At 74.2% G+C, this 21,293-nt stretch carries 17 protein-coding genes; 9 read left to right on the forward strand and 8 right to left on the reverse strand.

Annotation, left to right across the window (positions count from 1 at the left end; all coding sequences use genetic code 11):
• The first annotated feature begins 227 nt into the window (after positions 1-227).
• Positions 228-2,507, forward strand: coding sequence for a catalase CatB (catB, locus tag ACH4D3_RS27960; RefSeq protein WP_398327331.1), 2,280 nt, complete (start codon positions 228-230; stop codon positions 2,505-2,507).
• A 54-nt stretch (positions 2,508-2,561) separates the two neighbouring features.
• On the opposite strand, the gene ACH4D3_RS27965 is transcribed toward catB, so the two are convergent.
• Both ACH4D3_RS27965 and ACH4D3_RS27970 read right to left on the reverse strand, forming a co-directional pair.
• Positions 2,562-3,443 (reverse strand): diacylglycerol kinase family protein, encoded by an 882-nt coding sequence (locus ACH4D3_RS27965; protein WP_398327334.1) that lies wholly within the window; start codon positions 3,441-3,443, stop codon positions 2,562-2,564.
• A 72-nt stretch (positions 3,444-3,515) separates the two neighbouring features.
• Complete coding sequence (locus ACH4D3_RS27970) at positions 3,516-5,114, reverse strand: FAD-binding oxidoreductase (RefSeq protein ID WP_398327337.1); 1,599 nt, start codon at positions 5,112-5,114, stop codon at positions 3,516-3,518.
• A gap of 71 nt (positions 5,115-5,185) precedes the next feature.
• On the opposite strand from ACH4D3_RS27970, the gene ACH4D3_RS27975 reads away from it, so the two are divergent.
• The gene (locus ACH4D3_RS27975) at positions 5,186-5,803 is read left to right on the forward strand and encodes a TetR/AcrR family transcriptional regulator (protein WP_398327340.1); all 618 of its coding nucleotides are present in this window, start codon (positions 5,186-5,188) and stop codon (positions 5,801-5,803) included.
• Positions 5,800-7,383 (forward strand): glycerol-3-phosphate dehydrogenase/oxidase, encoded by a 1,584-nt coding sequence (locus tag ACH4D3_RS27980; RefSeq protein WP_398327343.1) that lies wholly within the window; start codon positions 5,800-5,802, stop codon positions 7,381-7,383. Before ACH4D3_RS27975 ends, ACH4D3_RS27980 begins: the two co-directional genes overlap by 4 nt.
• Before the next feature lie 54 nt (positions 7,384-7,437).
• On the opposite strand, the gene ACH4D3_RS27985 is transcribed toward ACH4D3_RS27980, so the two are convergent.
• Positions 7,438-7,716: a hypothetical protein gene (locus ACH4D3_RS27985; protein WP_398327836.1), complete on the reverse strand. Its 279-nt coding sequence runs from the start codon at positions 7,714-7,716 to the stop codon at positions 7,438-7,440.
• A 176-nt stretch (positions 7,717-7,892) separates the two neighbouring features.
• Between ACH4D3_RS27985 and ACH4D3_RS27990 the strand changes: the two genes are divergently transcribed.
• The gene (locus tag ACH4D3_RS27990) at positions 7,893-8,171 is read left to right on the forward strand and encodes an anti-sigma factor antagonist (RefSeq protein WP_398327346.1); all 279 of its coding nucleotides are present in this window, start codon (positions 7,893-7,895) and stop codon (positions 8,169-8,171) included.
• A gap of 8 nt (positions 8,172-8,179) precedes the next feature.
• Here the strand turns inward: ACH4D3_RS27990 and ACH4D3_RS27995 are convergent, their stop codons facing one another.
• Both ACH4D3_RS27995 and ACH4D3_RS28000 read right to left on the reverse strand, forming a co-directional pair.
• Positions 8,180-8,608: an ATP-binding protein gene (locus tag ACH4D3_RS27995; protein ID WP_398327349.1), complete on the reverse strand. Its 429-nt coding sequence runs from the start codon at positions 8,606-8,608 to the stop codon at positions 8,180-8,182.
• 191 nt (positions 8,609-8,799) lie between these two features.
• Entirely contained in the window at positions 8,800-10,152 is a 1,353-nt protein-coding gene (locus ACH4D3_RS28000; protein WP_398327352.1) for an endo-1,4-beta-xylanase, read from the reverse strand.
• Positions 10,153-10,409: 257 nt separating this feature from the next.
• Here ACH4D3_RS28000 and ACH4D3_RS28005 point away from each other — a divergent pair, with 257 nt between their 5' ends.
• The 4 genes from ACH4D3_RS28005 (at position 10,410) to ACH4D3_RS28020 (ending at position 17,091) form a co-directional block, all read left to right on the forward strand.
• Positions 10,410-12,977 carry a SpoIIE family protein phosphatase gene (locus ACH4D3_RS28005; RefSeq protein WP_398327355.1) on the forward strand — a complete coding sequence of 856 codons (2,568 nt, stop codon included), beginning with the start codon at positions 10,410-10,412 and terminating at the stop codon, positions 12,975-12,977.
• 121 nt (positions 12,978-13,098) lie between these two features.
• The gene (locus ACH4D3_RS28010) at positions 13,099-15,846 is read left to right on the forward strand and encodes a SpoIIE family protein phosphatase (protein ID WP_398327358.1); all 2,748 of its coding nucleotides are present in this window, start codon (positions 13,099-13,101) and stop codon (positions 15,844-15,846) included.
• 146 nt (positions 15,847-15,992) lie between these two features.
• Complete coding sequence (csnA, locus tag ACH4D3_RS28015) at positions 15,993-16,835, forward strand: chitosanase CsnA (RefSeq protein ID WP_398327361.1); 843 nt, start codon at positions 15,993-15,995, stop codon at positions 16,833-16,835.
• A 109-nt stretch (positions 16,836-16,944) separates the two neighbouring features.
• Positions 16,945-17,091, forward strand: coding sequence for a hypothetical protein (locus ACH4D3_RS28020; protein WP_167469388.1), 147 nt, complete (start codon positions 16,945-16,947; stop codon positions 17,089-17,091).
• Positions 17,092-17,143: 52 nt separating this feature from the next.
• Here ACH4D3_RS28020 and ACH4D3_RS28025 read toward each other — a convergent pair whose 3' ends face one another.
• The gene (locus tag ACH4D3_RS28025; protein ID WP_398327364.1) at positions 17,144-18,613 is read right to left on the reverse strand and encodes an MFS transporter; all 1,470 of its coding nucleotides are present in this window, start codon (positions 18,611-18,613) and stop codon (positions 17,144-17,146) included.
• 259 nt (positions 18,614-18,872) lie between these two features.
• Here ACH4D3_RS28025 and ACH4D3_RS28030 point away from each other — a divergent pair, with 259 nt between their 5' ends.
• Positions 18,873-20,237, forward strand: a complete 1,365-nt coding sequence (locus ACH4D3_RS28030) for an FAD-dependent oxidoreductase (RefSeq protein WP_398327367.1) — start codon at positions 18,873-18,875, stop codon at positions 20,235-20,237.
• A gap of 93 nt (positions 20,238-20,330) precedes the next feature.
• On the opposite strand, the gene ACH4D3_RS28035 is transcribed toward ACH4D3_RS28030, so the two are convergent.
• Both ACH4D3_RS28035 and ACH4D3_RS28040 read right to left on the reverse strand, forming a co-directional pair.
• Positions 20,331-20,705, reverse strand: coding sequence for a hypothetical protein (locus tag ACH4D3_RS28035; RefSeq protein WP_398327370.1), 375 nt, complete (start codon positions 20,703-20,705; stop codon positions 20,331-20,333).
• 44 nt (positions 20,706-20,749) lie between these two features.
• The gene (locus tag ACH4D3_RS28040) at positions 20,750-21,274 is read right to left on the reverse strand and encodes a roadblock/LC7 domain-containing protein (protein WP_398327373.1); all 525 of its coding nucleotides are present in this window, start codon (positions 21,272-21,274) and stop codon (positions 20,750-20,752) included.
• Positions 21,275-21,293: the final 19 nt, after the last annotated feature.

Consider the following 21,293-nt stretch of genomic DNA (forward strand, 5'->3'; position numbering starts at 1 on the left):
CCGTCCCCATGCGCAAGTCGTCGTGCCCCGTCGTCGCGGCCCTGGCCTTGTCGGTCCCGGGCGGCACCCACGACGGACAGACCGTCACCTGAGCCAACCGGCTCCGTTTCCCCCGCCCATGCCTTGAGTCCCGAAGGCCGGGTACGCGGACACGGCCCACCACGGCAGTCGGTACTCGAACACGACCGGGCGCGTGCAGCGGCCCGCCCAGAAACGGAGAAAGGCCGATGAGCGAGGCCAATTTCCTCAAGCGAGCAGCCCGCAAGGTGACCGAGGGCCTGCACGGCGAGGCCGGCGGGCCGCCGGACGGGATCCCCGGCAGGCCCGGCCCCGAGTCGCCCTCCGTCGCCGAGCCCACCGAGCCCCGGGAGCCGCTGCCCCCGAAGCCGGACCAGACCGGCCCGGACACCGTGTCCCCGACCGGTCAGCCCACGGGCGCCGACCAGGCCCGGGCGGCGCAGTCCGGCAGCTACCTGACCAACGCCCAGGGGACCCGGCTGTACGACACCGACCACTCGCTGAAGGCCGGGCCGCGCGGTCCCGTACTGCTCCAGGACCACCACCTGCGCGAGAAGGTCATGCACTTCGACCACGAGCGCATCCCGGAGCGCGTGGTGCACGCGAGGGGCGCGGGTGCGCACGGGGTGTTCCAGAGCTACGGCACGGCGGCCTCGGTGACCAAGGCCGGGTTCCTGGCCGCGGACGTGGAGACGCCGGTGTTCACCCGGTTCTCCACGGTGGTCGGCTCGCGCGGTTCGTCGGACACCGTGCGCGACACCCGCGGGTTCGCGACGAAGTTCTACACCAGTGAGGGCGTCTTCGACCTGGTGGGCAACAACATCCCGGTCTTCTTCATCCAGGACGCCATCAAGTTCCCGGACGTCGTGCACGCCGCGAAGCCGCACCCCGACCGGGAGATCCCGCAGGCGCAGAGCGCCCACGACACCTTCTGGGACTTCGTCTCGCTGCACACCGAGGCGACCCACCACACCATCTTCTTCATGGGCGACCGGGGGATCCCGCGCTCCTTCCGGATGATGGAGGGCTTCGGCGTCCACACCTTCCGGCTGGTGAACGCCGAGGGCGCCACGACGCTGGTGAAGTTCCACTGGAAGCCCAGGCTGGGCGTGCACTCGCTGGTCTGGGACGAGGCGCAGATCGTCAACGGCGTCGACCCGGACTTCCACCGCCGAGACCTGGCCGACGCCATCGAGGCGGGCGCGTACCCGCAGTGGGAGCTGGGCATCCAGACCTTCCCCGACAACCCGGAGCAGACCTTCGAGGGCATCGACCTGCTGGACCCGACCAACCTGGTGCCGGAGGAGCTGGCGCCGGTGCAGCCGGTCGGGCTGCTGACCCTGAACCGCAACCCGTCCGACTTCTTCGCCGAGACCGAGCAGATCGCCTTCCACGTCGGTCACCTGGTGCCCGGTATCGACGTCACCGACGACCCGCTGCTCGCGGGGCGGCTGTTCTCGTACCTGGACACGCAGATCACGCGTCTGGGCGGCCCCAACTTCCCGCAGCTGCCGATCAACCGGCCGCAGGCGCCGGTCAACGACATGCTGCGCGACGGCATGCACCAGAACGCCGTGCACCGGGGCGTGGCGCCCTACCGGCCCAACTCCCTGGACGGCGGCTGCCCGTTCACCGCGGGTGCGGACACCGGTGCGTTCGTCGAGGTGCCGGTGCGGGTGCCGGAGGGGAACAAGGTCCGCGAGGCCCCCGAGTCGTTCGCGGACCACTTCAGTCAGCCGCGCCGCTTCTGGCTGAGCATGAGCCCGGTGGAGCGCGAGCACATCGTCGGCGCCTACACCTTCGAGCTGGGCAAGTGCTACGAGCAGGCGATCCGGGAGCGGACGCTCCAGGTCCTGGCCAACATCGACCCCGAGCTGTGCGCGGGTGTCGCCGAGGGCCTCGGCCTGCCCGCCCCGGAGCCGACCGTGCCGCTGGCCGACGTCGCACCGAGCCCGGCGCTGTCCCAGGTGGGCGGCGTCTGGCCGCTGGACGGCCGGGTGATCGGCATCGTGACCGGCGGGGCCGACCTGGAGGGCGTGGGCGCGGTACGGGAGGCGGTGCTGAACGCGGGGATGGTGCCGCTGGTGGTGGCGCCGACCGGCGGCGTCCTCGGCTCCGGCGACGCCGCGCTGACCGTGCAGCGCAGCTATGTCACCGCGCGGTCGGTCGAGTTCGACGCGGTGCTGGTCGCGGGGACGCCCGACATGGGCGGCGACGCGTACACGCCGCGCGACTACAAGGCCGGGCCGGCGCCCGCGGGGCCGGGGAGGGTCGACCCTCGGGTGAGCCTGCTGCTGTCGGAGGCCTTCCGGCACGGCAAGGCAATCGGCGTCTGGGCGGGCGGTGAGCCGGCGCTGGAGGCGTCGGGGGTGCCCGCCGACGCTCCGGGTGTGATCGTCGCCGACTCCGGCACCGCGGCCCTGGAACTGGTGACGGAGCTGATGGGCTCGCACCGGGTGTGGGAACGCTTCACCACGCCGCGGGGCTGATCCGCCGGGCCGTGGGGCCGGGCGCCGGGCCGGACGCCCGGCCCCGCGGCGTGTTCAGCACAGGACGCGCAGCGCTCCGGGCAGCACCTTCGCGGTGACGGGTACGACGGCCTCGACCTCGCCGTCGGCGCCGTAGGGTATCGCCCGGTCGGCCTCGATGCGGACCTCCCGGCCGCGCAGGACGCGTACTTGGGGCCGGTGGACGTGGGCGCCCGTGGCGAGTTCGTTCATCAGGGCGAAGAACAGCCGCCGCGGGGCGTCGTGGATCATCACCACGTCCAGCAGGCCGTCGTCCACCCGGGCGGAGGGGGCGACGAGGCGGTTGAAGCCGTAGTAGCCGGAGTTGGCCGCCACCACCGTGTAGCCGCTGAAGGCGTGCTCCTCGCCGTCGACCGTGACCCGGTAGCCCGCCGCACGCCAGCCCGCCACGGCCCGCACCGCCCCCGCGTAGTAGGAGGCGGCGCCGCGCAGCAGCCGCGCGTGGTTGGCGTGCCGGTTGGCGAGCGCGTCGACACCGGCGTACACGCTGCCGAGGACGACGGTGCGGTCGTGGACGGCGGAGGTGACCTCGACGGTGTCGACGGGGCGGGGTTCGCCGCGCAGCAGCACCTCGGCCAGTTCGGCCGGTGTCGTGGGCAGCTCCAGGGCACGGGCGAAGTCGTTGCCGCGCCCGGCCGGGACCAGCCCGAGCACGGTGCCGGTGCCGCTCAGGGCGCCGCCGATCCCGCCCGCCATGCCGTCGCCGCCGACGGCGAGCACCACCCGGCCCCGCTCCCCCGCCCGCCGGGCGAGTTCGCGGGCGTGGGCGAGGCTGTGGCTGTACTCGGTCTCCAGCCCGGCCCCCGCCTCCCGCAGCAGGCGGGCCACCCCGAGGAGCGCGGCGGCCGAGGTGGCGCCGCCCGCGGTGGGGTTGACGACGGCGGTGAACTGTCGCATCGATGTGCCTCCGGGCTGACGGGTGGTGCCGGACTGTTGTCTCACGGGGTGGGAGCGTGCCGTGCGGCGGGGTCAGTCCGCCGGCAGCAGCACCCCCGGGCTGAGCAGTCCGGCGGGGTCCAGGCTCCGCTTGACGGCGCGCAGGGCCTCGATCCCGAGGGGGCCGGCCTCCCGGACGTACCAGTCGCGGTGGTCGGTGCCCACCGCGTGGTGGTGGGTGATGGTGCCGCCCGCCGCGAGGATGGCGTCGTTGGCGGCGTGCTTGGCCCGGGTCCAGTGCGCCACGGCGTCCTCGCCCTGGGCGGAGACGACCGTGAAGTACAGCGAGGCGCCGTTCTCGTAGACGTGCGAGATGTGGCACATGACCAGGGGCGGGGTGCCGGACTCGGTGAGGGTGGCGGTGAGCGCCTCGCGGACGGCGGCGTACAGGGCGGGCAGGCGGGACCAGCGGGCCGCCGTTTCCAGGGTCTCGGCGAGCGCCCCGGCGTCGAGCAGGGAGTCGCGCAGGTACGGCGCCGAGTAGCGGCCGTGGGCCCAGCGCTCCCCCGGCTCCTCCCCCGCGAAGGTGCCGCCGCTCTCGCGCAGGACCTCGGCGGCGCCCTCGCGGCGGTGCGCGGTGTCCTCCTCGGTGCCCTCGAAGCCGACGACCGCCAGGCATCCGGCGTCCCGGCGCTCCAGGGAGGCGCCGATGGCGTCGGGCTGGGCGAGGCCGATCAGGGTCTCGGTCTCGTCGGACAGCCGCAGCACGGTGGGGCGCGGTCCGTCCTGGGCGAGGCGGCGCAGGGCGGCGGCGCCCTGGTCGAAGGAGGCGAAGCGCCAGCCCTCGTACCGGCGGACCTGCGGCACCGGCCGCACGCGCACGGTGACGGAGGTGATGACGCCGAAGGCGCCCTCCGAGCCCAGGACGAGCTGGCGCAGGTCGGGTCCGGCGGCCGAGCGCGGGGCGCGGCCGGTGTCGAGCGTGCCGCGGGGGGTGGCGAGGGTGAGGCCGAGGACCATCTCGTCGAAGCGGCCGTAGCCGGCGGAGGCCTGGCCGCTGGAGCGGGTCGCGGCGAAGCCGCCGATGGTGGCCCACTCGTAGGACTGGGGGAAGTGGCCGAGGGTGTACCCGTGCTCGGCGAGCAGCGCCTCGGCCTCGGGGGCGCGCAGGCCGGGCTGGAGGGTCGCGGTGCGGGAGACCTCGTCGAGGTCGAGCAGGCGGTTCATCCGGCGCAGGTCGAGGGCGACGAACGCGCCCTCGCGGCCGGGGGCGAGGCCGCCGACGACGGAGGTGCCGCCGCCGAAGGGGACGAGGGCCAGGCCGTGCTGCGCGCAGGCGGCCAGCACGGCGAGCACCTCGTCGTGGCCGTCCGGGAGGACGACGGCGGCCGGGGTGCCGGTGACGTCGCCGGTGCGCATCCGCAGCAGGTCGGGGGTGGACTTGCCACGGGTGTGCCGGATGCGGCTCTCCGCGTCCGTGCGCACGTCGTGGGCCCGGTCGCCGACGGCCGCCGCCAGCGCGCGCAGGGCGTCCGTGCCCAGCGGCGGGGCGGGTACGTCGATCTCCGCCAGCGGGAGGGGGTCGGCGGCGCGGGGGGTGACGCCGAGCAGCTCGCGCAGCAGCCCGGTCACCGTGTCGGGCAGCGGCGTCGCCCTGGCCGGGTCGCCCCAGCCGTTGAACAGCATGTCCATTGCCTGTCGTCCTCACGGTCGCTTCGAGGGATGCCGTCCGCACCGCCCCACTGGGCGTTACACTGTTACACATGACGCCCAATCGTCACAACCATTCGACCAGGCAGACCCCCTCGGACAGCGACGCGGTGCTGGACGCCGTGCGCGACTGCGTGCTGGCCGTCGGGGTGCGGCGCACGACGATGACCGACGTCGCCCGCCGCGCCGGCGTCTCCCGGATGACGCTGTACCGGCGCTGGCCGGACGTGCGGTCCCTGGTCGGCGACCTGATGACCCGCGAGTGGATCGCGGTGGCCACCGGCGCCGTCCCCGAACCCGGACAGGACACCGACGTCCGCTCGCGGATGGTCGAGGGCCTGGTGGCGGGGGTGGCGGCGTTCCGCGCCCATCCCCTCTTCCGCAAGATCGTCGACGTCGATCCGGAGCTGCTCCTGCCCTACGTCCTCGACCGGCGCGGGGCGAGCCAGGAGGCCCTGCTGGAACTGCTGGCCGACTCGCTGGAGGAGGGCCACGCCGACGGGTCGGTCCGCCGGTCGCACACCGGGCGGCAGGCCCGTTCGGTGCTGCTGGTGGTGCAGTCCTTCGCCCTGTCGCTGCGGACCATGGCCGACGAGGACGACGCCGAGCTGACCCCCGCCGCCCTGCTCGCGGAGCTGCGCACCATCCTGGAGAGGACCCTCGCACCATGAGCCCCACCAGCCGCCCCGCCACCGGGGCCTCCCTGTCCGCCGCACGGCGTTCGCGCGAGGTGGCCGACACCGTCGGCGGCCCCGTGGTGGACGTCCTGGTCGTCGGTCTCGGCGCGACCGGTGCCGGTGCGGCGCTGGACGCGGCGGCCCGGGGACTGAGCGTCGTCGCCGTGGACGCCCACGACCTGGCCTTCGGCACCTCCCGCTGGAGCTCCAAGCTCATCCACGGCGGACTGCGCTACCTCGCCTCCGGCCAGCTCGACGTCGCGCACGAGAGCGCGGTGGAACGCGGGGTGCTGATGGAGCGCACGGCTCCCCACCTGGTGCGCGCCCAGCCGTTCGTCCTGCCGCTCACCCCGCTGGTCTCCCGCGGCCAGGGCGCGCTCGCGTGGGCCGGGTTCCGGGCCGGGGACACCCTGCGTCTCGCGGCGCGCACCGCACGGGCCACCCTGCCCGCGCCGCGCCGGCTGTCCGCGGTGGAGACCCGTCACCTCGCACCGGCGCTGCGCTCCGACCGGCTGCGCGGCGGGCTGCTCTCCTGGGACGGCAGGCTCACCGACGACGCCCGGCTGGTGACCGCGCTCGCCCGGACCGCGGCGGCCCGCGGCGCGCGGATCCTGACCCGGGTCAGGGCCCTGGAGCTGACCGGGTCCGGCGCCCGGGTCCGCGACGAGACCACCGGCGAGGAGGGGGTGATACGCGCCCGCGCGGTGGTCAACGCCTCCGGTGTGTGGGCCGGCGACCTCGTGGACGGCATCCGGATCCGCCCCTCCCGCGGCACCCATCTCGTCCTGCGCTCCGAGCGCCTCGGCCCGCTCCCGGCCGGCCTGCACGTGCCGATCCCCGGCGAGACCAACCGCTTCGTCCTCGTCCTGCCCCAGGGCGACGGCCGCGTCTACGTCGGTCTCACCGACGAGCCGGTGGACGGGGACGTGCCGGACGTGCCGGAGGTCCCGGAGACCGACGTCGGCTTCCTGCTCGACGTGCTCGGTTCGGTGCTCGACGTGCCGGTGCACCGCGAGGACGTGGTGGGTGCCTTCGCGGGCCTGCGCCCCCTGCTCGACACCGCCCCGTCGGACCGGCCCGGCGCCGCGCCCCGTACGGCGGACGTCTCGCGCCGGCACGCCGTGCTGACCTCGTCCGAGGGTGTGATCACCGTGGTCGGCGGCAAGCTCACCACGTACCGGCGGATGGCCGAGGACGCCGTGGACGCCGCCGTCGCCGCCCGGGGCCTCGCCGCCGGGCCGTCCCCCACCGCCGCGCTGCCCCTGGTCGGCGCCGCCGCCCCGCACGCCCTGGCCGGGGTCCGGGCGCCGCGCCGCCTGGTGCGGCACTACGGCACCGAGGCCCCCGCGGTCCAGGCCCTCGCCTCTCGCGAGCCCCGCCTCGCCGAGCGCGTACTGCCGGGCCACCCCGTCACCGGCGCGGAGCTGGTGTGGGCCCTGCGCCACGAGGGCGCCCTCGACGAGGCCGACCTGCTCGACCGGCGCACCCGCATCGGCCTGGTCCCCGAGGACCGCGCGGCGGCCCTGAACGCCGTGCGTGATCTCGTCGGCGAGGTCACCGCGGACCCGCGCTGACCACGGCGGGCCGTGCGGTGCCGCACGGTGACCGGAAGGGCCGGGCCCGGCCGGTCAGGTGGTGCGGTCGTCGTCCTGGACGGCCTTGCGGAGCTGCGCCTCGATCTTGTGCCGGGACCGGCCTCCCTCCTTGACGTACTCCGCCATCGCGGTCCGCGCGTCCCGGTCCAGGTCGCGCCAGGCCCGTACGGCGGTCTCGTACGTGTCCGACTGTCTCGGGGTCCACTGCTGCTGTGTGGGAGGCCCGTACGAGTCGCGCAGCTCCTCGACCCGGTGCTGTGCCAGGTCCGCGGCGCGGCGCTTGTGCACGAGCTCCTCGAATGTGTGTGCCACCACACCTCCGACCGTAGTCAGAGGAACGGCGTCGCGCGCGCCGAGACCGGCGGGGCCGGGTCCGGCCGATGCGTTCCGGTCCGCACGAGTGGGCCACGCGGGCCGCGAAGGGCCTTGACATCAAGCCACCCGACGACGGCCGGGCACATGCGGCGCACGCGAGAAGTGAGGGCAGTGTGGCGGAGATCGAGGGAGCGGCGGTGCCGGAGCGGCTGCTGATCACCCGCACCACCACGGGCGACGGGGTCGGCCTCGTGATCCTCGCCGGCGAGGTCGACCTCGACGGCAGCAGCCGGCTGCGCGACGTCCTGCTGTCGTCGGTGCGGTCCGCGCCGGGCACGGTGGTGGACCGGCTGGCCGCACCGCGCGACGCCGTCGAACGCGTGCTGCGGCTGGTGGGCGTCGACGCGCTCATCCCCTGCTACCCGAGTGTGGAACAGGCCCTGACCGCCTGAGGTGCGGGTCAGGCCAGCGGCAGGCGCGCGTACACCGTCTTCCCGGTCGCGTGCGGCCTGGTGATGACCTCGCCGCACAGCCGCGTCACTATCTCCAGCCCGTGCCGGCCCACCCGCACGGGGTCGCGGGGCAGGAAGGTGGGGAAGGCCTCCGCCGTGTCCGACACCGCGATCTCCACCCGCTCGTCCACCAGGGTCAGCTCCAGCCGGCAGGGGCCCGGCGCGTGCCGCAGCGCGTTCGTCACCAGCTCGCTAGCGACCAGACGGGCGGCGTCCAGGAAGGCGTCCGTCAGGTCCAGGCCCCGCTCGGAGAGTCGCGCGACGAAGCCGTGCACGACGTCCCTGGAGGCGGGGATCATCGCCGATCCGCCCCTGAACTCCACCACCGCGGACACGACGGAGGCGTCCGCGGTGTCGGGTCCGTGCGCCGGAGTCATACCGAGCCTCACCGTCCGGTCCGGGGCCGAGTGGCGGGAGCGGGGGCCCCGGCTCTCACGATACGCACCGGGACGCCACCCACGATCCCTTTGCCCCAACTTCCGCCGGACGCGCCGTTTTCTGCACGGATCCGGCCGACCGCGCCCGTGTCCGGCGGAAGGCCGGGCGCGAGGTCGGACGGACCCCCGGGTCAGGAAGCGGTGCAGGTGCCGACCGTGGGCGCGGCGTCGCTGCCGTTCTTCGCCGCGGTGAACCCGAAACTGGTCGACGCGCCGGCCGCCAGGGTGCCGTTCCAGCTCGGCCGCACCGTCATCACGTTGCCGCTCCAGGTGGGCGTGCCGTTCCAGAGCGAGGAGACGGACTGCTGGGCGGGCAGCGTGACCGTCGCGGTCCAGGAGCTGATCGGCTCGGCGCCCGCGGTGATGGTGACCTGGCCGTTGTAGCCGCTGCTCCAGTCCGCGGTCCTGGTGTACGTGGCCGTGCAGCTCGCGCCGTCGCCGGGGTCCCCCGGGTCGCCCGGGTCTCCGGGGTCGCCCGAGCCGCCGAGGGCGGACAGGACGGCGTCGTAGGCCGGCTTCTCGTTGTAGTCGCCGTCGAACAGCAGCGGGGTGCCGCCGCTGCGCCACGAGTACTTGTCGGTGACGCCCCACACGGTCATGCCGGTGCAGCGGCTCACCGCGAGGCAGGCCTCGACCACCTCGGTGTAGTCGGCGGCCTGGGCGGAGCCGGAGCCCTCGATGTCCAGCTCGGTGATCTGCACATCCACGCCGAGGTCGGCGAAGCGCTGGAGGTTCTGCCGGTAGTCGGACGGGACCGGCGAGTTGCTGTTGAAGTGCGACTGGAAGCCGACGCAGTCGATGGGCACGCCGCGGGACTTGAAGTCCTTGACCATGTTGTAGACGGCGTTGCTCTTCGCGTTGACGCCGTCGGTGTTGTAGTCGTTGTAGCAGAGCTTGGCGGCCGGGTCGGCGGCGCGGGCGGTGCGGAACGCCTCCTCGATGAAGCCGTCGCCCAGCTTGTCCTGGAAGGGCGAGCTGCGCCGGGCACCGCTGCCGCCGTCCTGGAACGCCTCGTTGACGACGTCCCAGCTGTGGATCTCCCCCTTGTAGTGGCCCATCAGGCCGTTGATGTGGGCGTTCATCGCGGTGCGCAGGTCGGAGGCGCCCAGCGAGCCCACCCAGGAGGGCAGTTGGGAGTGCCAGACCAGGGTGTGGCCGCGCACGTCCATGCCCTGGCTCTGCGCGTGGTCGACGATCCGGTCGGCGGAGGTGAAGGTGAAGCCGCCGCGGCTGGGCTCGGTGGCGTCCCACTTCATCTCGTTCTCGGGCGTCACCGAGCTGAACTCCCGGTCCAGCGTGGCGGCGTAGTCGCTCTCGCCGAGGTGGCCCGCCGCGACGGCGGTGCCGAAGTAGCGGCCCTGTCCGGCGGCCGCGGATCCGAGCGTGTCGGCGGCTTCGGCGGAGTGGGCCGCGGCCGTCAGCGCGGCGGCGGCCACGAGACCGGCGGTGGCCGCTCTCGACAGGCGTCTGACGATCATGCTCATGTCATCCCGTTCCTTGAATCGGTGTGCGGAGGCCGTTCGGAAGGGCGGAAGCCGCCGAACTTCACCCGGGGAGGTCGAAAGTTTCGGTGCGATTTCCGAATGTCGCGGAGGAGATTACGGACTCCGGTCCGCGAGGTCAACGCCCCGTCACCGCCGGGTCACGCTCACCCGTGCGGCCCCACCGCGTGCGCGACGCCGGGCCGGGGCGCATTCTTGCTGTGTCGCCCGCGCGGCGGCGCACGGACGAGGTGGGGCCGATGAGTACGGGCGCCGAGAAAACCGAGAAGACCGCCCGGAGACCGGGACGGCTGACCGCGCTGCTGATCGACGCGTCCACCCGGGCGATCGGCGCGGCCGGCGGCCGGGTGGGCGGTGTGTACCTGCGCTCCTCCACGCCCGGCCTGCTGCGGCTGGCCGTCCTCGCCGGACTGCCCGGGCCGCTCTTCCGTCCCTGGTCGCGCCTGCACACCGACAGTCCCTTCCCGGTCGCCGACGCCTACCGGCTGGGCGTGCGCGTGGTGCTGCCCAACGCCGCGGAGACGATGCGCCGCTACCCGCAGTTCGCCGCCGGTCTCCCCTTCCCGTTCGGGTCCCTGTACGTGCCCGTCGCCGGGGCGAGCCGGACCTACGGCGTGCTGACCGTGCTGCGCCCGCCCGTACCGGACGCCGCCGACGTGCTGGAGGGCGCGGACCGGGTGGCCGGACTGGCCCAGGACCTGGGCGCGGCCCTGGAGCGGCTGGACGCCGACCCTGACGCGCCGCCGGTCGCCTGGGAGGGCGAGCCGCTGTGCGTGCGGCCGCCCGCCTCGGGACGACGCCCGGATCACGCCGGAAGTTTCGGATGGGACCCGGACACCGGCGCCGTCACCCTCGACGAGCCCCTGTGCGCCCTGCTCGGCCTCCCGGCGAGTGCGGCCGCGGCCCCGGCGGCCCTGGGAACCCTCACGGGGGTACTGGCCCCGGACGACGGCCACCGGATCGCCGCGGCGCTGCGGGAGACGGCCGCGGGCCGGCCGCCCCGGCTGCCCCTGTACGTGCGCACGGCGCAGGGTTCGCTGCGCCTGGTGGAGCTGTGGCGGCCGCGGCCCGCACCGCCCGTCGGCGGGCCGGTGCGCGGCGCCGTGCGCGATCCCTTCGCCGGCACCGTGGCCGACGCCGCGGCCGACCTGCTGCCGGAGGGCGTCTTCTGCGTGGACCGTCTGGGCACCCTCGTCTACGCCAACCCCCGCGCCGTCCGGCTGCTGGGCGGGCCACGGGCGAGGCTCCTCGGCCGCGGCCTGTGGGAGGCCGTCCCCTGGCTGGACCAGGCCGCCTACGAGGACCACCTTCGCGGTGCCCTGCTCTCCCCGGAGCCGGTCCGCTTCCACGTCCGGCGGCCGCCCGACGCGAGCCGCCGCGCGGCACCCCGGCCCTACGAGGGCGACTGGCTCGCCGTCAGCGTGTATCCGGGGCCGGACTTCCTCACCGTCACACTCCGCCCGGCGAACCGGGTGGCCGACGCGTCCGCCGGTCTCACGCCCGGGCACGGCGGGCCCGAGGACGCCCCAGGACCCGAGGCCGGCGATCCGGCCCCGCCGGTCACCACGACGGCACCGGAGTACCGCCCCATCGTGCTGGCCGTGGCCCTGACCGAGGCGGTCACCGCCCGCCAGGTGTCCGAGGTGGTCGTACGGGAACTGCTCTCGGCGTTCGGCGGCCGCCGGCTCGCCATCTACCTGCTCCAGGACCGCCATCTGCACCTGGCGTGGGAGACGGGGTTCCCGCCCGGTTTCCTCGCGCCCTTCGAAGGGGTGCCGCTGGACGCCCGGCTGCCCGGGGTCGAGACGCTGACCAGCGGCCGCCCGCTGTTCTTCGACTCGATGCGGGCGCTGGCCTCCGCGTACCCGGGCATCCCGCTGGACGCCACGGAGGGCGCCCGCGCCTTCCTGCCGCTGATCGCCTCCGGTCGCCCGGTCGGCTCCTGCATCCTCGGCTTCGAACGTTCCCGGGGCTTCAGCACCGAGGAGCGCGCGGTGCTCACCGCCCTCGCCGGGCTCATCGCGCACGCCATGGAGAAGGCCCGGCGCTACGAGTCCGAGACCGCGCTCGCCCGCGGACTGCAGGAGGTGCTGCTGCCCCGGCGGCTGCCCGCACATCCGCTGCTGGAGACGGCGGGCCGCTATCTGCCCGGCACCCAGGGCCTGGACGTGGGCGGGGACTGGTACGACGTGGTCGCCTCGGGCGACGGCATTGCCCTGGTCATCGGGGACGTGCAGGGCCACGGCGTGCAGGCCGCGGCGACCATGGGGCAACTGCGCAGCGCCGTGCGCGCCTTCGCCCTCGGCGGCCGGCCGCCCGACGAGGTGATGAGCGGCGTCGACCACCTGCTGGCCGATCTGGACCCGGGCCTGTTCGCCAGCTGCTGCTACATCCGGCTCGACCCGGCCACCGGACGGGCCTGCGCGGCCCGCGCCGGGCACCCGCCGCCGCTGCTGCGCCACCCGGACGGACGCACCGAGACGCTCGACCTGCCGGGCGGGGTGGTGCTCGGGGTGGACCCGGGCGCGCCCTATCCGCTGACCGAGTTCGCCGTCGAGCCCGGCGCCGTCCTCGCCCTGTACACGGACGGCCTCGTGGAGCGGCCCGGCACCGACATCGACGAGGGGATCACCGCACTGCGCCTCGCGCTGGCCAGGGCCGGTACGCCCGCCGCGCGGCCGGGGAGCCGTTCGCTCGCAGGCGTCGCGGACCGGATCGTCGTGTCCGCCCGCCACACCGCGGACCGTCCCGACGACATCGCCCTGCTGCTCGCCACCCGCCGCGCCCGCCCCGGGAGCACCCCGTGAGGACGGCCGCACGCGACCCGGAATCCGCCGCCCCGCACGCCCCTGGTTGCCGTCCGGCGGGCTCCCGCGTCACGGGGAGTGCCCCTCGCCTCTCCGGGCCCGGCAGTGTAGACATGGGCACATGGTCCGACTGATGGGTCGATCGGGAGAACGGTCACCCCGTCGTCCCGGCGGCCCGCACGCCCGACACCGGCAGGACGCGGACCGGTCACGGCGGGGAGGGGATGCGAGGCGGCCTGCCTCGGCACTGCGCTCGGCGCTGTCCGGACGCAGTGTGGCCGGCCAGGTCTTCGTGATGAACGTGGTCATCGTGCTGCTGCTGGTGGTGGCCGCGGCCGTCGCGCTGGTGCTCCAGGTGCGGCACGACAGCGGCGTGGAGGCCCGCAACCGCTCCGTCTCGGTGGCCGAGACCTTCGCCAACTCCCCCGGCATCCTCCGGGCGCTGCGCGACCCCGACCCCACGGCGGTGCTCCAGCCCCGCGCCGAGGCGGTGCGCAAGGCGACGGACGTGGACTTCGTGGTGGTCACCAACGACGAGGGGATCCGCTACACCCATCCCAAGCCGGACCGCATCGGCAAGAAGTTCGTCGGGAACATCGCCCCCGCGCTGGCGGGGCGGACGGTGACCGAGGAGATCGAGGGGACGATCGGCCCGCTGGTGCAGGCCATCGCGCCGGTCGAGGACCCCGACGGCAGGGTCGTGGGTCTGGTCTCGGCGGGCATCACGACCGAGAACGTGGGCGGGGTGGCCGACCGCCAGCTGCCCCTGGTGCTGAGCGCGGCGGCCGTCGGGCTGGCCCTGGCGACGGGGGGCACGGCCCTGGTGAGCCGTCGGCTGCTGCGGCAGACGCACGGCCTGGGGCCGCACGAGATGACCCGGATGTACGAACACCACGACGCCGTCCTGCACAGCGTCCGCGAGGGCGTGCTCATCGTCGGCGACGAGGGCCGGCTGCTGCTCGCCAACGACGAGGCGCGGCGGCTGCTCGCCCTGCCCCCCGACGCCGAGGGCCGGCACGTCGGCGCGCTCGGGCTGCCGTCCGACCTGGCGGAGCTGCTGGCCTCGGGCCAGGCCGCCACCGACGAGGTGCACCTGGTCAAGAACCGGCTGCTGGCCATCAACCAGCGCCCCACCGACGTACGGGGCGGTCCGGCCGGCAGCGTCGCGACGCTGCGCGACTCCACCGAGCTGCGGGCCCTGTCCGGCCGGGCCGAGACCGCCAGGGAACGTCTGGACATCCTCTACGCGGCCGGTGTGGGCATCGGCACCAGCCTGGACGTCACCCGCACCGCCGAGGAGCTGGGCGAGCTGGCCGTGCCGCGGTTCGCGGACTACGCCACCGTCGACCTGTTCGACACCGTGCTGGCGGGCGGCCAGCCGGGCGGCGTGACGCCGCTGCGCCGCACCGCGCTCAGCGGCATCACCGAGGAGGTCCCGCTCTATCCGGTGGGCCGGCAGATCCGCTACGTGGACTCGTCCCCGCAGGGCCGCACGCTGCGGACCGGACGGGCCGTCCTGGAGCCCCGGCTCGACGAGGCCCCGGGCTGGCAGGCGCAGGACTTCGAGCGCTCCGCGCAGGTGGTGGAGTACGGGGTCCACTCGCTGATCACCGTCCCGCTGCGGGCGGGGACCCTGGTGCTCGGGGTGGTAAGTTTCTGGCGTTCGGTCAAGCCCGAGCCGTTCGACGAGGACGAGCTGGCGCTCGGCGAGGAACTGGTCGCGCGGGCCGCGGTCTCCATCGACAACGCCCGCCGCTACACCCGTGAGCACGGCATGGCGGTGACCCTCCAGCGCAGTCTGCTGCCGCGCAGGCTGCCCGAGCAGAACGCCCTGGACGTGGCCTACCGCTACCTGCCCGCGCAGGCGGGGGTGGGCGGCGACTGGTTCGACGTGCTGCCGCTGTCCGGGGCCCGGGTCGCGCTCGTGGTCGGCGACGTCGTCGGGCACGGGCTGCACGCCGCGGCCACCATGGGCCGACTGCGGACGGCGGTGCACAACTTCACCGCCCTGGACCTGCCGCCCGACGAGCTGCTCGGGCTGCTGGACGAACTGGTCGGCCGGATCGACCAGGACGAGGCGGCCGACGACAGCACCGCCCCGGTGACCGGTGCGACCTGTCTCTACGCGATCTACGACCCGGTCGCCGGTTCCTGCGTGATCGCCCGGGCGGGTCATCCGCCGCCGGCCCTGATCCGGCCGGACGGCACCGTGGAGTTCCCGGAGGTGCCCGCCGGACCCCCGCTGGGCCTGGGCGGCCTCCCGTTCGAGACGACGGAACTGCGGCTGGCGGAGGGCAGCCGGCTGGTGCTCTACACCGACGGGCTGGTCGAGGACCGCGTGCACGACATCGACGTCGGCCTGGAGCAGCTGCGCCGAGCACTGGAGACGGCCGGCGAGACACCCGAGGAGACCTGCCGGACCGTCCTGGACGCCCGGCTCCCGGACCGGCCGGGCGACGACATCGCCCTGCTGGTGGCCCGGACCCGGGTGCTGGGCCCGGACCAGGTGGCCGAGTGGGACGTCCCGAACGATCCGGCGGCGGTCGCGGAGGTCCGTTCCCAGGTGACCCGGCGACTGGACGAGTGGGGACTGGACGAGCTGGCGTTCACCACCGAGCTGATCCTGAGCGAGCTGGTCACCAACGCGATCCGGTACGGCGGCGAGACCGTCCACGTCCGGGTGGTGCGCGACCGCAGCCTGATCTGCGAGGTGTTCGACAGCAGCAGCACGTCCCCGCACCTGCGCTACGCGGCGATGACGGACGAGGGCGGGCGCGGGCTGTTCCTGGTCGCGCAGCTCGCCGAACGCTGGGGCACCCGCTACACGCCGGCCGGCAAGGTCATCTGGGCGGAGCAGCCGGTGCCCTGACGGACACGGCTCCGGTCACCTCGGTCACCCCCGCTCCGTACCAGCTTCGTGCACGACGGGTGCCCGGCACGCCCGTCTTCTGGTAGGAAACTTTCCTATCAGTGCCCGGCACTCCCATCCCCCACTCCCCCACACCTGGAGATTCCGTGAGGCACCCCTTCCGCGACCCGGCGCGCCCCGCAGGCCCCTCGCGCCGTACCGTGCTCGCCATGGCATGCGCGTCCCTGGCGACAGTCCCCCTGCTCACCCCCTCGCGCGCCGCGGCGGCGTCCGCGCGCGCGACGGGACTCGACGACCCGGCGAAGAAGGAGATCGCCATGCAACTGGTGTCGAGCGCCGAGAACTCCTCGCTCGACTGGAAGGCCCAGTACCGGTACATCGAGGACATCGGTGACGGCCGCGGCTACACCGCGGGCATCATCGGCTTCTGCTCCGGCACCGGCGACATGCTCGACCTGGTGCAGCTGTACGGCGAGCGCAGCCCCGGGAACGTCCTCGCGCCGTATCTGCCGGCGCTGCGCCGGGTGGACGGCTCCGACTCGCACGAGGGCCTCGATCCCGGCTTCCCGGACGACTGGCGCCGGGCCGCCGACGAGGACCCGGAGTTCCGCCGGGCCCAGGACGACGAGCGGGACCGCGTGTACTTCGACCCGGCCGTACGGCGCGGCAAGGAGGACGGGCTGCGGACCCTGGGGCAGTTCGCGTACTACGACGCGATGGTGATGCACGGCGACGGCGGCGGCCTCGGCTTCGGCAGCATCCGCGAGCGCGCCCTCGGCCGGGCCCGCCCGCCGGCCCAGGGCGGCGACGAGGTCGCCTACCTGCACGCCTTCCTCGACGAGCGGGTGTGGGCCATGCGGCAGGAGGAGGCGCACAGCGACACCAGCCGGGTCGACACGGCGCAGCGCGTCTTCCTGAACGAGGGCAACCTGGACCTCGAGCCGCCGCTGGACTGGCACGTGTACGGGGACGCCTACCACATCGGCTGACCCGCGCCCCGGCCTTCGCCCCTGCCGGGCATCCGTCCGGCAGGGGTGTCGGGCGGGGTCCTGGGTACGAGCACGGCAGAACATCACGCCGTCGACCCGGAGGAACGTCATGGCCGGAGTACTGGACCGGATCAAGCGGTTCGCGCGCAGCCCGCAGGGCCGGCGGGCGGCCGAGCAGGTGCGCCGGGCCGCCTCGGACCCGCGCCGCCGCGCGCAGGCCCAGGAGATGCTGCGCAGGTTCGGCAAACGCCGCTGAGCGCCGCCGTGCGGCTCCGTGCGGCTCCGTGCGGAGGAGTTTGGCGCGGCGGTCAGTTCTGGCCGGCGTGGGTGTGGCTGTGGGAGGCCTCCGGCGGGCAGCGCCGGTCGCCGCCGGGGCGGTCCCGTTGCCAGTCGCGGACCGCGACGGTCAGCGCGCACAGCATGGCGGCCACACCGGTGCCCACCGACAGGGCCACGGCCTCGTGGTAGTCGTCGTGGGTGGCGTTGAGCGTCAGGTAGAACAGCCCCGGCAGCGCGGCGGTGCCCACGGCGCCGCCCAGCCGCTGGCCCGTCTGGAGGGCGCCCCCGGCCGCGCCCGCCATCCGCACCGGTACGTCGCGCAGCGTCATGGTGATGTTCGGGGAGATCACGCAGCCGCTGCCGAGTCCGCCGAGCAGCAGGGCCGGGGCGGCGAGCCAGACGGCCGAGCCGGAGGGCGCGAGCCAGAGCAGCAGCGCGGTCGTGCCCAGCCCGGCCATGACGGCGACCAGTCCCCACACGGTCAGCAGCCGGCCCAGCCGGTCCACCAGCCGGCCCGCGACGGCGGCGGCGACGGCCGACCCGACGGCGAACGGGGTCACCGCCAGGCCCGACATGAGCGGTGAGTAACCCAGCCCGTTCTGGAAGAAGAGCGCGAAGACGAGCCACACCCCGCTGAACCCGACGAAGTACAGGGCGGCCAGGCCCGCGCCGGTGGCGTAGCCGCGGGTCTGGGTGAGCAGCCCGGGTTCCAGGAGCGGCTGACCGCCCCGCCGGGCGATCCGCCGTTCCCACCGCGCGAAGGCGAGCAGGACCAGCGCCCCCGCCGGGAACAGCCACCACACCTTGGTCAGGCCGCCGCCCTCGGCGAGGACCAGCGGCAGCATCAGCGCCAGGATGCCCGCGCCGAGGAGCGCCACGCCCACGGGGTCGAGGTGTCCCCGGCCGCCGGGCGCCACCCGGGGCAGCAGGCGGAAGCCGAGGAGCAGGGCGAGCAGGCCGACCGGCACGTTCACGTAGAAGATCCACCGCCAGCCCTCCGGGCCCGCCAGCGCCAGGATCAGACCGCCGACGACGGGCCCCACCGCGCTGGAGACCCCCACCGTCGCGCCGAACCGCCCGAACGCGCGCCCGCGTTCCGCGCCCCGGAACAGCTGCTGGATCAGTGCCGAGTTCTGCGGCGCGATGCTGCCCGCGGCGACTCCCTGGGCGAGCCGGGCGGCGACCAGCAGTTCGATGCCGGGCGCGGCCCCCGCCGCGGCGCTGCAGAGCACGAAGGCGGCCAGGGCGGCGAGGAAGACGCGGCGTCTGCCGAACGCGTCGCCGATCCGGCCCGCGGTGACCAGGGTCAGGGCGAACGCGAGCGCGTATCCGGAGACGACCCACTGCACGGACGCGGGCGAGGTGTGCAGCCCCTGCTGCATGGAGGGCAGGGCGACGGAGACGATCGTCACGTCCAGCAGGGTCATGAATCCGGCGACCAGGGTCACCCACAGGGCCCGCCACCGGTTGGGGTCCAGGCTGTCGTCCGGACGCTGCACGCGGGCTCCCCTCGCGAGGCGGCACGGGACGCCACTCGTCCCCACGCCTGCGTCACCCGTGACCGGGCCTTCAAACCCGCGCCCGGCCTTGAACACACCCGGCGCACACCCGAGCCCAAACCCAAGACCAAATCCAAGCCATGAGATCCCATAAGATGTCCTTATGACCTCATAGACCGGACCCGCGTACCGACTTAGGCTTGCCTCAGCTTAGGCTTCCCGGAGAGTCGATCTGTCACCGCTCGAAGGGAACCTGAACATGCCCCGCCCTCTGCGGGTAGCCATCGTCGGATCCGGCCCGGCCGGGATCTACGCCGCCGACGCCCTGCTCAAGTCCGAAGTGGCCGCCGACCCCGGTGTTTCCATCGACATCTTCGAGCGCATGCCCGCCCCGTTCGGACTCATCCGTTACGGCGTCGCGCCCGACCACCCGCGGATCAAGGGCATCATCACGGCCCTCCACCAGGTGCTCGACAAGCCGCAGATCCGCCTCTTCGGCAACGTGAACTACCCGACCGACGTCAGCCTGGACGATCTGCGCGCCTTCTACGACGGTGTGATCTTCGCCACTGGCGCGACGGCGGACCGGGCCATGTCCGTCCCCGGCATCGACCTCGACGGCTCGTACGGCGCGGCCGACTTCGTCGCCTGGTACGACGGCCACCCCGACTTCCCGCGCACCTGGCCGCTGGAGGCGGAGAAGGTCGCCGTCCTCGGTGTCGGCAACGTCGCCCTGGACATCGCGCGCGTCCTGGCCAAGACGGCCGACGAGCTGCTGCCGACCGAGATCCCGCCGAACGTCTACGAGGGCCTCAAGGCCAACAAGGCGCTGGAGGTCCACGTCTTCGGCCGCCGCGGCCCGGCGCAGGCGAAGTTCAGCCCCATGGAGCTGCGGGAGCTGGACCACTCCCCCAACATCGAGGTGATCGTCGACCCCGAGGACATCGACTACGACGAGGGCTCGATCGCGACCCGGCGCGGCAACAAGCAGGCCGACATGGTCGCCAAGACCCTGGAGAACTGGGCGATCCGCGACGTCGGCGACCGGCCGCACAAGCTCTTCCTGCACTTCTTCGAGTCGCCCTCGGAGATCCTCGGCGAGGACGGCAGGGTGACCGGCCTGCGCACCGAGCGCACGGAGCTGGACGGCACGGGCAACGTCAAGGGCACCGGCGAGTTCAAGGACTGGGACGTCCAGGCGGTCTACCGGGCCGTCGGCTACCTCTCCGACCAGCTGCCCAAGCTGCCCTGGGACCTCGACTCGGGCACGGTCCCGGACGCGGGCGGCCGGGTCGTCCAGGAGTCCGGCGAGCACCTGCAGTCGACGTACGTCACCGGCTGGATCCGGCGCGGCCCGATCGGTCTGATCGGGCACACCAAGGGTGACGCGAACGAGACGGTGTCCAGTCTCCTGGACGACTACGCGAACGGGCGTCTCCAGACGCCCTCCGCACCCGCTCCCGAGGCGGTGGACGCGTTCCTCGCCGAGCGGAACGTCCGCTTCACCACCTGGGACGGCTGGTACCGGCTCGACGCCGCGGAGAAGGCGCAGGGCGAGCCGCAGGGACGCGAGCGCGTGAAGTACGTCGAGCGCGAGGACATGCTCCGCGAGAGCGGGGCCTGAGCCACCACGTCCGGCGCCGGTGACCTCCTCGCGGGGGCGCCGGCGCCGGTCGGGTGTCCGCCGGTCCCGCGGCGGGCGAACGGGCGGCCGGGATCAGACCTCCAGTTCGCCCTCGATGCGGCGCAGTTGGTGGCGGGCCATGGCCAGGTTGGCGCGGTTCGCGTCCAGCACCAGGTAGAGGAACAGACCGTTGCCGCCGCGCCCCTTGAGCAGGCGGATCATGTGGTACTGGCTGCTCAGGGTGATCAGGATGTCCTCGATCTCCTCCTTCAGGCCGAGGTGCTCCATCGTGCGCAGTTTGGACCGCACGACATCGGTGTTGCCCGCGGCGGCGACCTCGAGGTTGAAGTCCTTGCCGCCGCCCAGGGTGCCGAGGGCCATCCCGCTGGTGTAGTCGACCAGCGCGGCGGCGGTCGCTCCGTCGATGGAGCCGAGGCATTCCTTGAGCGAGGTCTCCAGGTTGGCCATGGTGGTTTCCTTTCCGGACGTGATCCGTACGCGATCGATGGGTGTCAGGTCGGCCGGTGGGTGCCGCCGGCCTGGGGGGTGGGCTGGTGGGCGGGCCGTTGCGGGGTGCGCACCGGCAGGGTGCCGATGGGCCGGGGCGGCTGGGCGGGGAGCGTCGCACCGTGTCCGGCGGCGGGGGCGCGACCGCGTTCCGCCCCGGTCCCCGCGGCGACCAGCTCCCCGATCCGGGCGCCGCTGCGCCGGCCCTCCAGGTGGAGGCGGCCCACGTTGACCCGGCCGTCGGCGAGCAGCGTGAGTACGGCGGCCGGACCGGCGGCGTACGTGGCGACGTAGCCGTCGGCCCCGCGCAGCAGCAGCTCGCGGAAGCCGCCGCGCGCGGTGGCCTCGGCCATGCGGTGCGCGACGCCGAGGGCGGCCGCGGTGAGCGCGGCGAGGCCCTCGGGTTCGGTGCCCGGCGCGTCGTGGGCCAGGACGAGCCCGTCCACGGTGGCCGCGAGCGAACCGGTCAGCTGGGGCACGCGGTTGCGCAGTCGGTGCAGTTCGTCCAGGACGTCGCTCTCGACGGCCATCAGCAGTCTCCTTTCGTCG

The sequence above is a fragment of the Streptomyces sp. NPDC018026 genome (assembly GCF_044327745.1).
Taxonomy (GTDB): Bacteria; Actinomycetota; Actinomycetes; order Streptomycetales; family Streptomycetaceae; genus Streptomyces; species Streptomyces rubrogriseus.

Coding starts and splice junctions, on each gene's coding strand:
- ACH4D3_RS28035 (WP_398327370.1), bottom strand. CDS start 20,705: ATGGCCAACCTGGAGACCTCGCTCAAGGAATGCCTCGGCTCCATCGAC.
- ACH4D3_RS28030 (WP_398327367.1), top strand. CDS start 18,873: ATGCCCCGCCCTCTGCGGGTAGCCATCGTCGGATCCGGCCCGGCCGGG.
- catB (WP_398327331.1), top strand. CDS start 228: ATGAGCGAGGCCAATTTCCTCAAGCGAGCAGCCCGCAAGGTGACCGAG.
- ACH4D3_RS27970 (WP_398327337.1), bottom strand. CDS start 5,114: ATGGACATGCTGTTCAACGGCTGGGGCGACCCGGCCAGGGCGACGCCG.
- ACH4D3_RS28005 (WP_398327355.1), top strand. CDS start 10,410: ATGAGTACGGGCGCCGAGAAAACCGAGAAGACCGCCCGGAGACCGGGA.
- ACH4D3_RS28010 (WP_398327358.1), top strand. CDS start 13,099: ATGGTCCGACTGATGGGTCGATCGGGAGAACGGTCACCCCGTCGTCCC.
- ACH4D3_RS28000 (WP_398327352.1), bottom strand. CDS start 10,152: ATGAGCATGATCGTCAGACGCCTGTCGAGAGCGGCCACCGCCGGTCTC.
- ACH4D3_RS27995 (WP_398327349.1), bottom strand. CDS start 8,608: ATGACTCCGGCGCACGGACCCGACACCGCGGACGCCTCCGTCGTGTCC.
- ACH4D3_RS27975 (WP_398327340.1), top strand. CDS start 5,186: ATGACGCCCAATCGTCACAACCATTCGACCAGGCAGACCCCCTCGGAC.
- ACH4D3_RS28020 (WP_167469388.1), top strand. CDS start 16,945: ATGGCCGGAGTACTGGACCGGATCAAGCGGTTCGCGCGCAGCCCGCAG.
- ACH4D3_RS27965 (WP_398327334.1), bottom strand. CDS start 3,443: ATGCGACAGTTCACCGCCGTCGTCAACCCCACCGCGGGCGGCGCCACC.
- ACH4D3_RS28040 (WP_398327373.1), bottom strand. CDS start 21,274: ATGGCCGTCGAGAGCGACGTCCTGGACGAACTGCACCGACTGCGCAAC.
- ACH4D3_RS27980 (WP_398327343.1), top strand. CDS start 5,800: ATGAGCCCCACCAGCCGCCCCGCCACCGGGGCCTCCCTGTCCGCCGCA.